General features: G+C 71.8%; 12 protein-coding genes and 1 pseudogene. 4 read left to right on the top strand and 9 right to left on the bottom strand.

Annotated features, from left to right (window positions below; genetic code table 11):
• Positions 1-4 precede the first annotated feature (4 nt).
• Positions 5-1,450 carry a S8/S53 family peptidase gene (locus OHT21_RS42355; RefSeq protein ID WP_328773551.1) on the bottom strand — a complete coding sequence of 482 codons (1,446 nt, stop codon included), beginning with the start codon at positions 1,448-1,450 and terminating at the stop codon, positions 5-7.
• Between the two features lie 155 nt (positions 1,451-1,605).
• Between OHT21_RS42355 and OHT21_RS42350 the strand changes: the two genes are divergently transcribed.
• Entirely contained in the window at positions 1,606-4,209 is a 2,604-nt protein-coding gene (locus OHT21_RS42350) for a CHAT domain-containing protein (RefSeq protein ID WP_328773550.1), read from the top strand.
• Positions 4,210-5,409: 1,200 nt separating this feature from the next.
• Here the strand turns inward: OHT21_RS42350 and OHT21_RS42345 are convergent.
• The 5 genes from OHT21_RS42345 to OHT21_RS42325 all read right to left on the bottom strand — a co-directional run bounded on the left by OHT21_RS42345 (position 5,410) and on the right by OHT21_RS42325 (position 11,446).
• Positions 5,410-7,431: a helix-turn-helix transcriptional regulator gene (locus OHT21_RS42345; protein WP_328773549.1), complete on the bottom strand. Its 2,022-nt coding sequence runs from the start codon at positions 7,429-7,431 to the stop codon at positions 5,410-5,412.
• A 201-nt stretch (positions 7,432-7,632) separates the two neighbouring features.
• Positions 7,633-8,940, bottom strand: coding sequence for an NAD(P)/FAD-dependent oxidoreductase (locus OHT21_RS42340; RefSeq protein WP_328773548.1), 1,308 nt, complete (start codon positions 8,938-8,940; stop codon positions 7,633-7,635).
• Positions 8,937-9,734 (bottom strand): amino acid ABC transporter ATP-binding protein, encoded by a 798-nt coding sequence (locus tag OHT21_RS42335; RefSeq protein ID WP_328773547.1) that lies wholly within the window; start codon positions 9,732-9,734, stop codon positions 8,937-8,939. The genes OHT21_RS42340 and OHT21_RS42335 overlap by 4 nt, the downstream gene beginning before the upstream one ends.
• Positions 9,731-10,498: an amino acid ABC transporter permease gene (locus OHT21_RS42330; RefSeq protein ID WP_328773546.1), complete on the bottom strand. Its 768-nt coding sequence runs from the start codon at positions 10,496-10,498 to the stop codon at positions 9,731-9,733. Before OHT21_RS42330 ends, OHT21_RS42335 begins: the two co-directional genes overlap by 4 nt.
• Before the next feature lie 9 nt (positions 10,499-10,507).
• Positions 10,508-11,446: a substrate-binding periplasmic protein gene (locus tag OHT21_RS42325; RefSeq protein WP_328773545.1), complete on the bottom strand. Its 939-nt coding sequence runs from the start codon at positions 11,444-11,446 to the stop codon at positions 10,508-10,510.
• 197 nt (positions 11,447-11,643) lie between these two features.
• Here OHT21_RS42325 and OHT21_RS42320 point away from each other — a divergent pair, with 197 nt between their 5' ends.
• Entirely contained in the window at positions 11,644-12,843 is a 1,200-nt protein-coding gene (locus OHT21_RS42320) for a CdaR family transcriptional regulator (protein ID WP_328773544.1), read from the top strand.
• Here the strand turns inward: OHT21_RS42320 and OHT21_RS42315 are convergent.
• Complete coding sequence (locus OHT21_RS42315) at positions 12,840-13,466, bottom strand: bleomycin resistance protein (RefSeq protein ID WP_443050572.1); 627 nt, start codon at positions 13,464-13,466, stop codon at positions 12,840-12,842. The genes OHT21_RS42320 and OHT21_RS42315 overlap by 4 nt on opposite strands.
• Before the next feature lie 56 nt (positions 13,467-13,522).
• Between OHT21_RS42315 and OHT21_RS42310 the strand changes: the two are divergent.
• Positions 13,523-13,789 (top strand): annotated as a pseudogene (locus OHT21_RS42310) (TetR/AcrR family transcriptional regulator); the annotation flags it as partial.
• Between the two features lie 83 nt (positions 13,790-13,872).
• Here the strand turns inward: OHT21_RS42310 and OHT21_RS42305 are convergent.
• Together OHT21_RS42305 and OHT21_RS42300 are read right to left on the bottom strand one after the other, a co-directional pair.
• Positions 13,873-14,607, bottom strand: a complete 735-nt coding sequence (locus OHT21_RS42305) for an SDR family oxidoreductase (RefSeq protein ID WP_328774434.1) — start codon at positions 14,605-14,607, stop codon at positions 13,873-13,875.
• 17 nt (positions 14,608-14,624) lie between these two features.
• Positions 14,625-14,891, bottom strand: coding sequence for an Atu4866 domain-containing protein (locus OHT21_RS42300; RefSeq protein ID WP_328773543.1), 267 nt, complete (start codon positions 14,889-14,891; stop codon positions 14,625-14,627).
• A gap of 140 nt (positions 14,892-15,031) precedes the next feature.
• Between OHT21_RS42300 and OHT21_RS42295 the strand changes: the two genes are divergently transcribed.
• Entirely contained in the window at positions 15,032-15,880 is an 849-nt protein-coding gene (locus tag OHT21_RS42295; RefSeq protein WP_328773542.1) for a helix-turn-helix transcriptional regulator, read from the top strand.
• Position 15,881 lies beyond the last annotated feature (1 nt).

The following is a 15,881-nucleotide window of genomic DNA, read 5'->3' as shown; positions in this document are numbered from 1 at the left end:
GAGGTCATGCCATCGCGGAGGGCGTGGCGACCGGGACGGGGGTCCAGGTCGGCGGGAGCAGTGCGGGCACCATTGCGCCCCGTACCTCCGCGTGGTCGCGGTTCACCGACAGCAGTTGCCTACAGGCGGCCCGGGGGTCGCTCTCCTTGTGCGCCATCATATGGGCGGCGATCATCGCCGCCGTCACCGGGGTCGCGAACGAGGTTCCGCTCCACTGCGCGAGCCCCTCGAACATCACCTGCTCCGGCTTGGCGGGCGTGGGCTGCTGCTCCTCGCTCAACACGCCGATGTGCTGGGGGTGTTGGCAGGTGCAGACGTACGCGAAACCGTGCCGGCAAGCGTCGTACGTCGAGTGCTGGTACAGGTACGGGACGGGGACGTCGAAGCCGGTGAGCGAACTGGTCAGCCGCTCCCCCGGCGCGTAGATCTTCACCCAGGGGCCGTGGTTGCTGAAGCAGGCGCCGAACTCGCCGTCGCCGCGCAGCGCTCCGACCGACAGCACCACGTCCTCGTAGCCGGGGACGTCTGAGTAGGCGGCGGGCCAGAAGGGGGTGGCGCTTGCGTTGTTGCCGGCCGCCGCGATCAGCAGCGTACGGGGCTGGTCGCGCAGTTCCTCCATGAAGCGCTCCAGGCCGAGCAGGCCGTCGGTGCTGCCGTTCGACGTGCCGGCGGAGAGGCTGATGAGGTCGGGCCAGCCGTCCTGGTCGACGGCCTCGAAGAGCTTGTCGCCGAACTCGGACTCCAGGATGGCGCCGACGTCGCCGAGGGTCCCCCGTACCGTGATGTCGGTGTTCGGCGCGACCGCCGCGACGAGGCCCGCGATGAACGTGCCGTGGCCGACGTACTGCTTGAGGAAACCCTGCTCGTCGGTCTCGGCGAGCGCGCCGTCGCCCTGGGTGTGCGCGAGCAGGGGGTACGACCGGTAGTCGTGCATGAGTCCGGTGTCGATCACCAGGACGCCGACGGCGGTCTCCGGGACGTACGCGACTTCCGCCGGCGCGGGGTTGGCGGTGACGGTGGGCTGGGCGGGCACGGGTTCGTCGCCGGGGCAGGCGTTGACCGCGATCGTCACCACGTGGTTACGGCTCACCAGGCGGCGCCCGGCCCGGCCCTCCGCCTCGCGCATGGCCCGCAACGCCCCCGCGACGGCGCGGTCCCCCGATCCCGATCGGATGCCTGGTGCCGGGTCGCCCACCTGGATACGGGTGATGCCCGACCGGTTCGTCTCCGGTCCTGCCCTGCGGACGGTGTCCGCGGTCAGGCCCGGGATGTCGGCGGACCGAGCCCGCAGGGTGTCCTCGACGATCCGTGCGTCCTCGCCGTCACGGGCCAGGACGACCCCCTGCTCGTAGAAGAACTCGGCGGAGTCGTCCGGCCCCATCGCCAGGGGGACGTCCGGCATCGCGCGCCGGACCTGGTCGAACTGCTCCTGGAATCGCTGTGGTGCCATGGCGTGTCCCCTCCCCGTTGGTCAACGCGTCGTCAATCAGAGCCGGGTGATGGCTGATTGATACACCGGCGCTGATGGCTGATTCGGCAGCGGTGGTGGTCGATTCGGGCGTTGGGCCTGTCTACGGCACTGCCCGCGGCCCTAGCATCCTTTGAGTGACAGGTGGAAGCGACCCGATTTTCGAGCTGCTCCCGATGGTGTTCGCCCGCCCTGGCGAGGCGCTGGCGAGAGCGGAGGCGGTGCTCGACGGCGATCCCTCGCCGTTGCACGCCGCTGTCGCCCATCACGTGATCGGTATGTGGCAGCGGGACTTCGGTGATCTGCGGGTCGCGCTGCGGTATCTGCGGCGGGCTCGCGATCTCGCGGCGCGGTCGGGGTCGGCCGAGCGGGAGGCGGATGTCCTCGGCACGCTGGGGGTGGCGCTGGTTCACGACGGTCGTACGCGGCAGGGTCTTGCCGCGCTCGAGCGGGGAGTCGAGCGGGGCACGGGGCACACCCGCGCCCGTGTCCTGTACCGGCGGGCGTACGTGTGGTGGGTGCTGGGGCACCATCGGGAGGCGCTGGACGATGTGCGCCGGGCGACGCCCGTGCTGCGGCAGGCCGGCGATGTGATCTGGACGGCGCGCGCCCTGACGCTGCGTGCCACGGTGCATCTGGCGCTGGGCGCGGTGGAGCGGGCGGAGGCCGACTTCACGGCGGCGGAGCGGCTGTGGGACACCACCGGCCAGGAGCACGACAAGGCCGATGTCGTGGAGAGCCGGGCGCTGGCGGCCTTCCGGTCGGGTGACATTCCGGCGGCGCTGCGGCTGTTCGACGAGGCCGAGGAGCGGTACGCGAAGCTCGGCACGCCGCAGTTCGTGTTCCACATCCGGCGCTGTGAGGTGCTGATGGCGGCCGGGCTCGCGCCCGAGGCGCTGGCGGAGGCTGACGCAGCGGTCCAGGTGCTCGACCGTATCGGCGGGCAGACGACCCGTAAGGCTGAGCTGCTGCTGGTCGCGGCACGTGCCGCTCGGCTCGCGGGCGATCCGGACACCGCTATCGCGCGGGCGGGCGATGCCGTACGGCTCTTCGCGGGGCAGCGTCGCGACTGGTGGGAGACGCATGCCCAACTGGTGCTGATCGAGGCGCGGTTGGCGACCGGGCGCGCCTCGGGGCGGATGGTGGCCGATGCGGCGGCCGTGGCCGGGCGGTTGGAGGAATGCGGCTCGCCGGCCGCGCCCGAGGCGTCGCTGCTTGCGGGGCGGATCGCGTTGCGGCTGGGTCGGCGGGCGGAGGCCGAGCGGCATCTGGGGGTGGCCGCGCGCAGTCGGCGGAGCGGGCCGCCGTTGGCACGGATGACGGGGTGGGCCGCGCAGGCGTTGCGGGCCGAGGCCGCCAGTTCCAGCCGGGGCGTACTGGAGGCCTGCCGACGCGGGCTCGATGTGCTCGACGATCACCGGATGACGCTCGGTGCCTCCGAGTTGCGCGCCCGGGCGACCGCGCAGGGCGCGGAGCTGGCCGCGATGGCTCAGCGGGCCAGCCTGGTCTCGGGCGGGCCGCGGCGGCTGCTGGTGTGGAGCGAGCGCTGGCGGGCCACGGCGCTGTCGGCTCCGCCCACGCGGCCGCCCGCCGATCCGGCCCTGTTGCGGAATCTCACCGCGTTCCGGGAGATCGCCGCGCGGGCGGAGGAGGCCCGCGTCGACGGGCGTCCGGTGCCGGCGCTGGAGCGGGAACAGCGGCGGCTGGAGCGGGAGATACGGTCGCGGACGCTGCGGATGCGTGGTGAGGTGCCGGACGATGGGCATCGGTTCGAACCGGGTCGGCTGCTGGAGCGGCTGGGCGGCGGGCAGTTGGTGGAGATCGCCGAGCTGGGCGGCCGGGTTCAGGTGCTGCTCTGCGGTGAGGGCCGCGTACGGCGGTTTGAGGGCGGGTCGCTCGCGGACGCGTTGGCCGAGGCCGAGCATGTGCAGGCCGGGCTGCGGCGGCTTGCCCATCCTGGGGCGGAGGGTCGGCTGCCGGTGCTGGAGGCTGCGGGGCGGCGGCTGGAGGAGCTGTTGTTGGCCGCGGCCGTGTCCCAGCTGGGCCCGGGGCCGCTTGTGGTGGTGCCGCCGGCCAGGCTGCATCGTGTGCCGTGGGCGCTGTTGCCTTCGCTTCGCGAGCGGGTGGTGAGCGTCTCGCCGTCGGCGAGCAGTTGGCTGCGGGCTGTTGAGACGGAGCCGCCGCCGGACGGGGGGCATGTGCTGGTCCGGGGGCCTGGCCTGGCGACCGGTGGCGCGGAGGTGCCCGAACTCGCCGGCCGCTACGGCGATACGACCGTGCTGGAAGGTGATGAGGCGCGGGTGCCGCGCGTACTGGACTCGCTGGACGGCGCCGTGCTGGCGCATATCGCCGCGCACGGTACGTTTCGTGCGGACAGTCCGCTCTTCTCGTCCCTGCGGATGGCCGACGGGCCGCTGATCGTGCACGACTTCGAGCGCCTGCGTCGCAGCCCGTATCGCATCATCTTGTCCAGCTGCGACACGGGCCGACTCGCGTCGGTCGGCGCCGATGAGGTGCTCGGCCTGGTCTCGGCCCTGTTGCCGCTGGGCACTGCGGGTGTCGTGGCGAGCGGTGTTCCTGTCAACGACGCCACGGTGGTGCCGTTGATGCTCGCGCTGCACAAGGGCCTGAGCTCCGGCCTGTCCTTGGCCGAGGCCCTGCGGGATGCGCGAGCGGGGCTGCCGGGTGATGCGGTGCATCAGGTTACGGGGTGGTCGTTTACGGCGTTTGGGGCGGCGTAGGCGGTTGCCTCCGGCGGTTGGGCGGGTGGGTTCGTAGGGGTTGGGTTCGGTTGCCGGGTGCGGGTTCGTTGTGGTTGCTCGCGCCCGCGCGGCGGAGCCGCATATGTCACAGCCTCGCGCCGCTTGGGTGGGTGGTGGGTGCGGGGCCGCGTCGGGGGTGTCCGTCCTCGGACCGGCGCGCGTTGCTGTCGGCTGGTAGGGGGTGCCGGTGTTGGCGCGCCGGCCGCTGCGGGCGCACACCCCCGCCCCGTCCCCTTGCCGCCGTGGGCGGCTGCGGGGCCATGGGGGTGCGGGCTCCCTCCGGGCGGGCTGTCCGGACCGCGGGCTTGCCCGGGGCGCGGGCTCCTTCCGGGCACGGGCTGCTCGGGTGCGGGCGCCTTCCCGGCACGGGCTGCCCGGGTGCGGGCGCCTTCCCGGCACGGGCTGCCCGGGTGCGGGCGCCTTCCGGGCACGGGCTGCCCGGGTGCGGGCGCCTTCCGGGCACGGGCTGCCCGGGTGCGGGCGCCTTCCCGGCACGGGCTGCCCGGGTGCGGGCGCCTTCCCGGCACGGGCTGCCCGGGTGCGGGCGCCTTCCCGGCACGGGCTGCCCGGGTGCGGGCGCCTTCCCGGCACGGGCTGCCCGGGTGCGGGCGCCTTCCCGGCACGGGCTGCCCGGGTGCGGGCGCCTTCCCGGCACGGGCTGCCCGGGTGCGGGCGCCTTCCCGGCACAGGCTGCCCGGGTGCGGGCGCCTTCCCGGCACAGGCTGCCCGGGTGCGGGCGCCTTCCCGGCACAGGCTGCCCGGGTGCGGGCGCCTTCCCGGCACAGGCTGCCCGGGTGCGGGCGCCTTCCGGGGCGAGGGCTTTTTCGGGTCGCTTGCTCGTCGGGGTGCGGGCAGTCGCAGGCTTTTGCCTTTAGGGGCGCGGGGAACTGCGCGACAAGCCACAACGCACCCGCAGCCGCGACACAACGTGTCACCCCCACCCCGCTAGGCACCCCACACACCCTATGAACCCACCCACCCGCGGTAGGCGCCACCAGCCACCCCGCCGGAGGCAGGGGGTCTGGGGCGCAGCCCCAGTTTCGGGAAGGGGCGGGGCTGGGGAAAGGAACCGCCAACGACGGGCCGCAGTCGCCCACGGACTGAACCCACCACCCCCCGTGGGCGCCGGACCGAACCGCCAGGTCAGTCGTCCTCCCCCGCCGCGCAAAACGTGCCGCATCACGCCGACCATGCGTCCGGCAATGGCGCTCCATCCGCGTCGTCCACGAGCCGCGGCAGAGAGCCGCGATCGGTACCGCCGAGTCGGGTATACGCGCTGTGGAGGTGATTACCGACGGTGCGGACCGACAGAGTCAGTTGCTCCGCTATCTCACGGTTGCTCAGACCGGCCGCGGCGAGGGTGACGATCTGCCGCTGGCGGGCCGTGAGTTCGCCCAGGACCAGGCCCGAGAGGGCTGGCGTGCGGGCACCCTGACAGCGCCGGGCCAGAGTGACGGCCCGCGTACGGGACATGCGGGCGGCCCGCGGGTCATCGTGCGCCGACGCGGCGTGCGCGTGTGCTTCGGCGGCGAACAGCAGGAAGCCGCGCTGCTCAAGGCGTTCGGCGGCTCGGTCCAGGGCCGGGCCGTCACCACGGGCGAGAGCGTCCGCGTGCAGGGAGAGGAGAGCCGCGGGTTCCCCGGGAAGCTGGGCCAACCGGTCCGCGACCAGGGCGGGTTCGCCAAGGCGCACCGCGTCGTGCAGAGCGTAGGCGACCTGGCCGCCGACGCGGCTGGCCTCGGCATGGACGTCCTGCGGCAGGGCGAGGGTGACGGCGCCGCTGTTCAGAGCGTAGGCGTCGTCCCCCGTGATCGACTCCAGTGCTCCGGCGATGTCACCTCGGGCGGCCCTCAGCCACGTGTCCGCCCGGCCGGACGCCGGACCCGCCGCCAGCATCTCGCGCGCGCCCGCCGACGCGTTGCCCAACTGCGCCTGAGCCACGGCAAGTTCGACACGACAGCCCACGACGTCCGGAACCTCCCGCATACCCTCCCGCGCCTCTGCCACAGCCAGTTCGGCACGGCAGCCCAGGTCGCCCGGGACCGCCCGCATACCCTCCCGCGCCCACGCCACCGCCTCGCGCAGCTCTCCGCGCAGCCGTGCGTACCGTGCACGCACCACCGCGTACCCGGCGGGGACCGCGCTGTCCGGGCCCGCGCCCTCCCCAGCCAGCCAGTCACCGATCGGCGTCGGCACGTCCCGTACGTCTGCCTGCTCGATCCGTCGCGCCAGAGTGGCACCCTCCGCTTCGAGGGCCGGGCCGCACCGGGACGGTGTACGGGACAGCCGCCTGGCCCGCAGTTGTCCGGCCTCCGAGCGGAGCACCGGGCCGTGCAGAGGGTGAGCGAGGCGGACGGAGGAGTGGTCGTCGATGGCCACCAACCCTTGCGCTTCCAGGAGTTCGAGGACCCGCAGGTCCAGCTCGCCGGCATCGAGGGGCAGTGGTTCGCTGAAAGCGAGCTCTTCGAGGACAGCCCGTTCGTCCGGGCTGAGCCCTGCGAGAGCCCCCGCAGTCCGTTCGCGGAGGGGCGCGGTCACCGGTACCGGGCCCCGCCAGGACCACGCGTCGGAACCCCGCGTCAGCGATCCGCGCTCGCGCAGCGCGTCGAGCAAGGCGCGCAGCAGGCGCAGGTCTCCCTGGCACAGCCGGTGCAGCCGGTTCACGGTGAGCGGCTCCGCGGTACCGCCGGCGCCCGCTGTCACGAGCTGGGCCAGGTCCTCCCGTGGCAGCGGTTCCAGGGCGAGGCGTGGCAGCAGTTCTCCGGTCCACAGGCGGGAGATCGCGTCGGGGACCGGTTCGCCGTCCGTCACGACGACGATCAGGCGGGTACGGCCGTGCACGGCCAACTGGTGGACCAGCGCGGCCGAGGCGTCGTCCAGCAGATGCGCGTCGTCGACGATCAACAGGCGGATGTTTGCGAGGAGTTGGACCGCACGGTGCAGGGAGACCGTCTCCGGCAGCAGGTGCGCGAACGCGGCGAAGGGCAGCTGCCGGGTCCCGGGCGTCCCGGTCACCTTCGTGCAACCGGAGTCGCGTACGGCCTCGGTGACGAGCCGGGTCTTGCCGCAGCCCGCGCGGCCCGTCACCACGATGCCGCGCCTTCCGGCGGTCAGTGACCTGCGGATCAGGTCCAGTTCGGCTTCGCGTCCGGTGAACGGCCAGGGCAGTTCCAGGGTCTTCGCGTCCCGTTCGTAAGTCATCACGTACAAGAAGAGTCGGGCTACTCATCCCTGATACAGGGTGACTTGAGTACCCCTCGACTCAGGCGCCCGGCGGTCGGCCGACGGCATCCTTTGTGCGCGGGCCACAGGCCATGTTCCGGCACCCGGGGGAGCGGTCGAGGACGTCGTCTTCATGGGGGAGGGTGACGTCCTCGACCACGCCCCGAGGTTCGATACGGCTCAGCGGGTCAGCCGGTCGAAGCGGAAGGGTGCGAGGGCCTCTGGCCGTCGGCCGGTACGGATGTACTCGGCGAGCCGGCGCCCGGTGGCGGGGCCGAGCGTGACGCCGAGCATGCCGTGGCCGGTGGCCGCGAAGGCGTTGCGGTGGCCGGGGACGCGGTCGATCACCGGGAGCCCGTCGGGGAGGAACGGCCGCCCGCCGACCCAGGGGTCGCGGATCAGGCCGACCAGGTCGTCCGGATCGTCGAACCAGCGGCCCAGGTAGTGCCGGCTGGCGAGGGCGACGGCGACGATACGGCGCCAGTCGAGCCGGTTGTTGTTGCCGCTCAGCTCCATCGTGCCGCCGATCCGCGTGGTGCCGCCGATCGGTGAGGCGACGGCCCTGCGCTCGCCGAAGTACAGCGTGTGCCGGGGCGCCCGGTCCAGCTCCACCGAGAAGCTGTAGCCCTTGCCCGCTTGGAGGGGCAGCGGTTGTCCCAGAGAGCGCAGCAGGTGCGGGGAGCGCATACCGGCCGCGACGACGACGGCCGCGCAGGGAATCTCGCCCTGGGTGGTGCGCAGCGCGGCGATGCGGCCGGCAGTAGACCGGAATCCGGTGGCCTCCGCGTTCTCGTGGACCTTCACCCCCGCGTCGGCCAGAGCCTCCCCCAGCCCTTGTGCGAATGCCTCCGGATCGACCACGCCCTCCCCCTCGACGAGGTAGGCCGCGCGCACCCCGGGCGACAGTGCCTCGTCCAGCAGATGTGCCTCGGGGCCGGTGGTGACGTCGTCGGGCATGGGGTAGCGGCCGTCCGCCATCTGCCGCTGGATCGCGAGATGGTGGCGGGCCTCGGCCGGCGACAGGAAGGCGTGCACCATGCCGGGCCGGGTCAGCGTCGTGGCGACGCCGTTCTCGCGCAGGCCGTCGAAGAGGTCGAAGGTGTCGCGGTTCAGCTCGGCGATCGCCGCGTAACCGCGCCGGAAGGCGGCCGGTGTGCTGCTGCGCCAGAACCGCCACAGCCACCGTACGAATGCCGGATCCGGCAGGGGCCGCAGATAGAGCGGCGAGTCGGGCTGACCCAGCGAGCGGAAGGCGTAGCGCACCACGCCGGGCGCCGGGACGGGCGTGGAGTGGCTGAGGCAGACCCATCCCGCGTTGCCCCGGGAGGCCCCGGAGCCCAGTCCGCGCCGCTCGACGACCTCCACCGGAAGACCGGCCGCGGCCAGGTAGTACGCCGTGCACAGTCCCACGACGCCGCCCCCGACGACCACGACGGGACTGTCGCCGAGTGGCCCCGCCGCACCGGACACAGGGGATGCACCGGTCATGACGTGGGTCCGTACGAGGCGAGGAACTCGCGGGTCCGAGCTTGGGCGGGGTGGTCGATGACGTCCTCGGGCCTGCCCTCCTCCACGATGCGGCCGCCGTCGACGAAGACGACATGGTCGGCCACCTCGCGGGCGAACGGCAGTTCATGGGTGACCAGCAGCATCGTCATTCCGTCCGCGGCGAGTTCCCGCATCACGCTCAGTACCTCCCTGGTGGCCTCGGGGTCCAGGGAGGAGGTGGGCTCGTCGAAGAGCAGTACCTCGGGCTTGAGGGCGAGGGCCCGTGCGATGGCGACGCGCTGCTGCTCACCGCCGGAGAGCTGCTCGGGCTGGGCGAGGCCGCGGTGGGCCACCCCGACCCGGCGCAGGAGCGCGACGGCCCGCTCCAATGCCTCCTGTTCGGGGACGCCCGCCTTGCGCTGGGCCAGGACGACGTTCTCGACGGCGGTGAGATGCGGGAACAGGTTGAACCGCTGGAAGACCATGCCGACCGTACGACGCAGCCGGGGCAGGTCGCGGCAGACCATCCTGCCGCCGTCGTGCACCACTTCACCGGCGACCTCGACCGTGCCGCCGTCCGGCCGTTCCAGCAGGTTGACGCAGCGCATCAGGGTCGTCTTGCCGCCGCCGCTCTGCCCGATGACGCTGACGATCCGGCCGCGGTCGACCTCCAGGTTCACGTTGTCGAGGACGAGACGGCCGTCGAAGGACTTGCTGAGGCCCTGGATCCGTACGACGGCCTCGGTGGTGGCGGCCGGTGCGACGGTCTTCGCTGTGGTGACGGGCTCGGTCATACCGTCGCCTCCTTCCGGTCGGCCTTGCGGTCGGTGGCGGCTGGGAGGTCGGCCGCGAGCAGGGCGCGGGCGGCCCGCACCCGGCGCCTTCGCCATGGGGACAGGGGGACGCCTGCGCGGACCTTCCGCTCCAGCAGCAGGAGGAGTTGGGAGAGCGGGTAGCAGAGGGCGAAGTAGATGGCGGAGATGACCAGGTACACCTCCAGTGCCCGGAAGGTGGACGAGGTGATCAGCCGCCCCTCCGACATCAGCTCGGCGGCGGAGATGGTGACCAGCAGTGATGTGGACTTCAGCAGGTCGACGAGGAAGGTGTTGGTGCCGGGCAGTGCCTGCCGGACGGCCTGCGGCAGGATCACCTGGCCGAAGATGCCTGCCTTGCCCAGTCCCAGCGCCTCCCCCGCCTCCGTCTGTCCGGCGTGCACCCCGCTGATCGCGGAGCGGAAGATCTCGGACAGGTAGGCGGCGTAGAAGACGATGAGGCTGACGCAGCCGGCCGTGAACACGTCCAGCTTGAGTCCGGCGGAGGCCAGGCCGAAGTAGGCCAGGAAGATGATGGCCAGGAGCGGGATGTTCTTGAAGACCTCGGTGTAGACGGCGGCGACGGCGCGCGCGGCCCACATCTTGCTCAGCCTGAGCAGGGCCACGGCCAGGCCGAGCAGTACGGCGCCGACGAAGCTCACGACGGTGTAGGAGATGGTGCGCCAGAGTGCGTCGACGAGGTCGGATTGGTAGTCGGACCAAGGGACTTGGAAGAGACCGGACATGTCAGCCCCTCACTTCGCGAGGGACGGGGGCGTCCAGTCGGCGGGCCGGTCCACGCCTTTGCGCGCCGGGGCGACAGCGGCGTCGGGTGTGAGGAACTGCTCCGGGTCACCGCCGTACTTCTTGACGAGCTTGGCCATCTCGCCGTTCTCGTACATGGCGTCGATCTGCTCCGAGATCGCCTTCTCCAGCTTGGTGGCCTTCTTGGGGAGGTAGAAGCCGGTCTGGTACGGCTGGAAGTACTCGTACGCGGGCTTCGCCTTCACCTGCTCGGCGGTCGGCGGCGTCATGTACTGGGTCTCGATCTTCAGTTCCGGCCGTTCCTTCTGCGCCGCGATGATGATCAGCGGGTCGAGGAAGCCGACGTCGACGCGGCCGGCGCCGAGGTCGTCGAAGACGCCGTTGGCGTCGGGGTAGGCGTGCAGCTTGGCGTCGGGCACGGCCTGGATCGACTTGACCCAGACATAGCCCTCGACCGTGCCCAGTTCCAGGCCCTTCAGGTCGTCGACGGTCTTGTACGTCTTGCCGTTCCTGACGGCCATCGCCGGGGGTGAGTAGTACGGCGGATCGGTGAACAGCCCCTGCTTCTGCCGCTCCTCGGACCAGGCGACGCCGCCGATGGTGATGTCCACCCGGCGGGACTGCACTCCGGCGAGCATGCCGGCGAAGTCCGTCACCTCGGGCTCGACCTTCAAGCCCAGCTTGTCCGCCGCGTAGCTGAGGATGTCGCCGTCCAGCCCGACGATCTTGTCGCCCTGGACACTGGTGTACGGGGCGTACGGCTGGACGGCCACCTTGAGCACGCCCGGGGCGAGGGTGCCGAGCCCGGCGGCCTTCGCGGACACGTTGGTCGGTTCGTCGTCGCTGTCCGAGCCGCAGGCGGCGGTGGCCGAAAGCAGGAGTGTCGCGGACAAAGCGGCGACAAGTGAGCGCACACGGGTCATCGGCATGGCCTTCCCATCTGGCACTGAAGGGGTCCGCCGTTCACCTCGCTGTGCCCCGGCGGGGGATGTGACAGGGCCCAAACGCTATGGACCGGCTCGCGGTACGTCACCGGTCACTTCGTCCGAACTTATGGCTGAAATCGCTCGATGCACTGTACGGTGCGTCCAATCCGGGCAGCGGCCCCGCGGCGGGAGGAGCCTTGATGCTGAGCCCGTCACTCGCGCAGGAGATCGCCGGGGACACCTCCGCGGTCATCGGCTTCAACGTGCTGATCACCGATGCGGAGGGCACGGTCATCGGCAGCGGCGACAGCAGCCGGGTCGGCACCTTTCACGAGGCGTCCGTCGAGGTGATCCGTACGAAGGAGCCCGCCACGCACAACACCTCGCAGGCGCTCCAACTGCGGGGAGTACGCCCCGGAGTCACCCTGCCGCTGGTCACTGACGGGCAGGCGGTGGGCACGGTCGGGATCACGGGTACGCCAGCCCAGGTGCGCCGCTTCGGACTCCTGGTGAAGCGCCAGACGGAGATTCTCCTGCGGGAGTCGGTGATGCTGCGCTCCCGGCTGCTCGCCGAGCGGGCGGCCGAGAAACTGCTCGCCGACATCGCCTCGTACGACCCTCATGTCGTGGAAGGCGAGTTCCTGCTGTTCCGGGCCGCCGAGCTGGGTTTCGACCTGCGGCTTCGGCGGGTGGCGGTGGCGTTCGAGGTGACCGTGCCCGACGCGGGCGCCCGCCGCCAGGGGGCGCCGACCCGGGACATGGCGCTGATCCGCTCGGAACTGCTCCGCACGGTGCGCGAGGTCTTCGCCGACCCCCAGGACATCGTCGCCACCACGGCGCCCGGCTGGATCGGCGTACTGCACCGGCTGCCGGCCCGCCGTCCGCTGACGTCGCTGGCCGGCGACTGCCGCCGGGTCACCGACGTCATCGCCGCCCAGGACGGCCTCGCCGCCCGCGCCGGGATCGGCGAACCCGCCTCCTCGGTCGGCGACCTGCACGACTCCTACCAGGACGCCTGCGACGCGCTCCGCCTCGGCGCCCGGGTGACGGGAGGCTCCCCCGTCCACCTGATCACCGACCTCCGCGTCCACCAGGTCCTGGCGGCGGTGGGCCAGCCCGCCCGCAACCGCCTGCTGGCACTCACCGCCGCGGACCTGCGCACCCAGCCGGACTGGCCGGTACTCCGCGACACGATCACCGCCTGGTGCGAGAGCGGCTTCAACCTCGTACGGGCCTCCGCGGCCCTGCACATCCACCGCAACACCGTCGTCTACCGGATGAACAAGATCGAGCAGATCACCGGCCGTCCGCTGCGTGATCACCGGACGACCATGGCTTTGTACCTGGCCTGCCTGTCCGACCAGTTGGGCAGCGGCGTACCTCATGCCGGCGATTCCTAGGCCTGCAGCTCCGCGAGGCGCTCGAGGTCGTCCTGGACCGACTCCCGCTCCTGCGCGCCGAGTTGGGCCGCGACTGCGGCGGCCTCGGCGAGTGCGGATGCCGCAGTATCCACGTCACCCAGGCGCCCGGCGACATCCGCACGCAGTACGAGTAGGCGCAGCAGTTGCGCGGGCGTGGGGCGCTCATCCTCGAGACGCAGCACCCGGTCGATGACCTTCGCGGCGGCCGCCGGATCCTCCTTCGAGTCCGCGAGGAGTGACGCGTGGTGCAGGGCCCGCGCGAAGGTCTCCTTGGGTGCGGGCCGGTGGTGCTGGTCCTCACTCGTCGGCTGCCCGATCCGGATGCAGTTGCCGCCCGGATCGGTCATGAGGAACTGCCGCATGCCGTACGACATGTCCTTCAGCGCCCCGATGCGCGGCAGTCCTCGGGTCGGGATCTTCCCGTACGCCGCCTTGAGTCCGGCCCGGAAGGACTCGTGCAACCCGTCGACGTCATCCGTCAGTACGTAGCACGTGCTGTACGACTCGGTCGGCTCGTGCTGCTTCAAGCCGAAGAACTGCAGCTCGATGTCGCCACGCTCGACGACCGCGTACGGATTGGGGCTCGTCTGCTGGAAGGTCACCTCGATTCCGAGGGCGGTGTAGAAGTCGAGAACGGGCTGGATGGTCCGGCACGGCAGAAGGATCCCTCGCCGCCGGCGACCCGGGGAGCAGTGCCCGCGACGCCCTCATCGCCTGGCGCAACGAGCACACCTCCCTCCTCCGCGACCGGTTCAAGCAAGCCGTCGACGAAGGCGACCTGCCCGCCGGCACCGCTCCCGAGCTGCTCGCCCGCTACCTCATGACCGTGGCCAACGGCATCGCCGTCCAGGCCGCCAGCGGCGCCACCCGCGACGACCTCCAGCAGGTGGCCGACATGGCCCTGCGCAGCTGGCCACCTGCCTGACGGCCCTGACGACCGAGTTCGCCGTCGATCAGCTACCGCCGCGTCCACACCGGCGGACGGCCCGGACCTGCCCCCCTCCGGACCTAGTGCACACTCGCCGCAGGCCGCACCACGATCTCGTTCACGTCGACCTCGGGGGGCCGGCTGATGGCGAAGGCGATGGCGTCCGCGATCGCGGAGGCGGGGATGGCCACCGCGCGGTAGGCCTTCATGTCGTCACGGGCCCGCGGGTCGGAGATGGAGTCGGCGAGTTCGGACTCGGTTACGCCCGGGGAGACGACGCTGACCCGGATGTCACCGGGCGACTCCTGGCGCAGCCCCTCGGAGATGGCGCGTACGGCGAACTTGGTGGCGCAGTACACCGCGGCGGTGGGCACCACCTCGTACGCGCCGACCGACGCGACGTTCACGAACTGGCCGCCGCCCTGTTCCCGCATCACGGGGAGGGCGGCGGCGATGCCGTGGAGGACGCCACGGATGTTCACGTCGATCATCCGGTCCCACTCGTCGATCTTCAGTGCCGCGAGCGGCGAGAGCGGCATCACCCCGGCGTTGTTGACCATCACGTCCACCCGGCCCCAGCGTTCCCGGGCAGCGGCCACGAAGGCGCGTACATCGGCGGCGTCCGTGACATCCAGCGGCTCGTACGCCGCACTGCCGCCCTCGGCGGCGATCTTCGAGACCAGCCCTTCCAGACGATCGGTGCGCCGCGCGCCCAGGAAGAGTCGGTGGCCGTCGGCGGCCAGCCGCAGGGCAGTCGCCTCACCGATGCCGCTGCTCGCGCCGGTGACCAGTACCACCTTGGCCGTGTTCGTCATGCCTGCGTCTTCGTTCGTCATGCCTGCTTCTCCTGCCGGTGGAGGACGAGGTGCTCGTGGTAGAGCACGCCGTCGCGGATGTCGCCCGTCGCGGTGAACCCGGTGTCGTCGACGTAGTCCAAGTGGCTGCCGGTCACCGTGTACCGGCCGGTGTACGCGCTGCGCCGGTCGCCGCGGGCTTCGTCGTAGCGGCCGTCGGGCAGCAGCTCCTGGCGTATGTGACCGTCCGCGGTCACCCACATCCCGACCACGTCGACGCTGTCGTCGTCAGCGGTCCTGGCCATGGCGAACTCCTCTCGTCCGTCGGTGCGGTTCTGCCCTGCGCCACCGAGTCTGGGCAGGTCGGCGACCGTCAACCAGGACGAGTGCTGCCTGGGTGCGGCACACCCAGGCAGCACGCCGATCCGGCGCCTAGCCTGAGGCCATGGCTGACAACCACTTGGGAGACTTCCTGCGCGCGCGGCGGGCGGGCCTGCAGCCGGAGGACGTCGGCATGGCGAGCTACGGGGTCAGACGCGTCGCCGGGCTGCGCCGTGAGGAGGTCGCCGTTCTCGCCGGGGTGAACGCCGACTACTACACCCGCCTGGAACAGGGCCGCGAACGCCACCCCTCCCCCCAAGTGCTGGACGCCCTCAGCCGAGCGCTGCGCCTCGACGCGGACGCCCGCGCCCACCTGTTCCGGCTGGCCGGGACCACTCCGAGCGACCAGCCGTCCGTCCACGCCCCCGACAGGGTCGGTCCGGCGCTGCGCCAGCTGATGGACGGATACCCCAACACCCCGGCGTTCGTGATCAACCCGACGCTGGACATCATCGCCACCAACGCCCTGACCGATGCCCTGTACTCCCCCTTCGAGCCGGCGGACAACCTGGCCCGGATGGCGTTCCTCGATCCCGCCCACCGCACCTTCTACCCGGACTGGAACGGGACGGCCCAGGCCACCGTGGCCAATCTGCGCCAAGCAGCAGGACTCGACCCGGACAACCCCCGGCTACGGGAACTCGTCCGCACCCTCACCAAGCACAGCGAGGACTTCACCCGCCTGTGGAACGCCCACACCGTGCGCGGCAAGACCCAGGACGCCAAGCGTTTCCTCCACCCGGACGTCGGTCAACTCGCCCTCACGTACCAGGCGTTCGACGTACGCGATGCTCCCGGCCAACAACTCGTCATCTACCACGCCGAACCAGGCAGCCCCAGCGCCCACGCCCTGGGCCTCCTCGGCTCCCTCCACGCCACCCGACACCAGGCGGAGCACCGTCACCACGGCTAGG

It is taken from the genome of Streptomyces sp. NBC_00286 (genome assembly GCF_036173125.1).
Taxonomy (GTDB): Bacteria; Actinomycetota; Actinomycetes; order Streptomycetales; family Streptomycetaceae; genus Streptomyces.
Note: the sequence above shows the minus strand (reverse complement) of the source record. Positions and strands in the feature narration are given on the sequence as shown.

Excerpts from the sequence above, each read along its gene's own strand:
- OHT21_RS42355 (WP_328773551.1), bottom strand. The coding sequence starts at position 1,450 with ATGGCACCACAGCGATTCCAGGAGCAGTTCGACCAGGTCCGGCGCGCG.
- OHT21_RS42345 (WP_328773549.1), bottom strand. The coding sequence starts at position 7,431 with ATGACTTACGAACGGGACGCGAAGACCCTGGAACTGCCCTGGCCGTTC.
- OHT21_RS42340 (WP_328773548.1), bottom strand. The coding sequence starts at position 8,940 with ATGACCGGTGCATCCCCTGTGTCCGGTGCGGCGGGGCCACTCGGCGAC.
- OHT21_RS42335 (WP_328773547.1), bottom strand. The coding sequence starts at position 9,734 with ATGACCGAGCCCGTCACCACAGCGAAGACCGTCGCACCGGCCGCCACC.
- OHT21_RS42330 (WP_328773546.1), bottom strand. The coding sequence starts at position 10,498 with ATGTCCGGTCTCTTCCAAGTCCCTTGGTCCGACTACCAATCCGACCTC.
- OHT21_RS42325 (WP_328773545.1), bottom strand. The coding sequence starts at position 11,446 with ATGCCGATGACCCGTGTGCGCTCACTTGTCGCCGCTTTGTCCGCGACA.
- OHT21_RS42320 (WP_328773544.1), top strand. The coding sequence starts at position 11,644 with ATGCTGAGCCCGTCACTCGCGCAGGAGATCGCCGGGGACACCTCCGCG.
- OHT21_RS42305 (WP_328774434.1), bottom strand. The coding sequence starts at position 14,607 with ATGACGAACACGGCCAAGGTGGTACTGGTCACCGGCGCGAGCAGCGGC.
- OHT21_RS42300 (WP_328773543.1), bottom strand. The coding sequence starts at position 14,891 with ATGGCCAGGACCGCTGACGACGACAGCGTCGACGTGGTCGGGATGTGG.
- OHT21_RS42295 (WP_328773542.1), top strand. The coding sequence starts at position 15,032 with ATGGCTGACAACCACTTGGGAGACTTCCTGCGCGCGCGGCGGGCGGGC.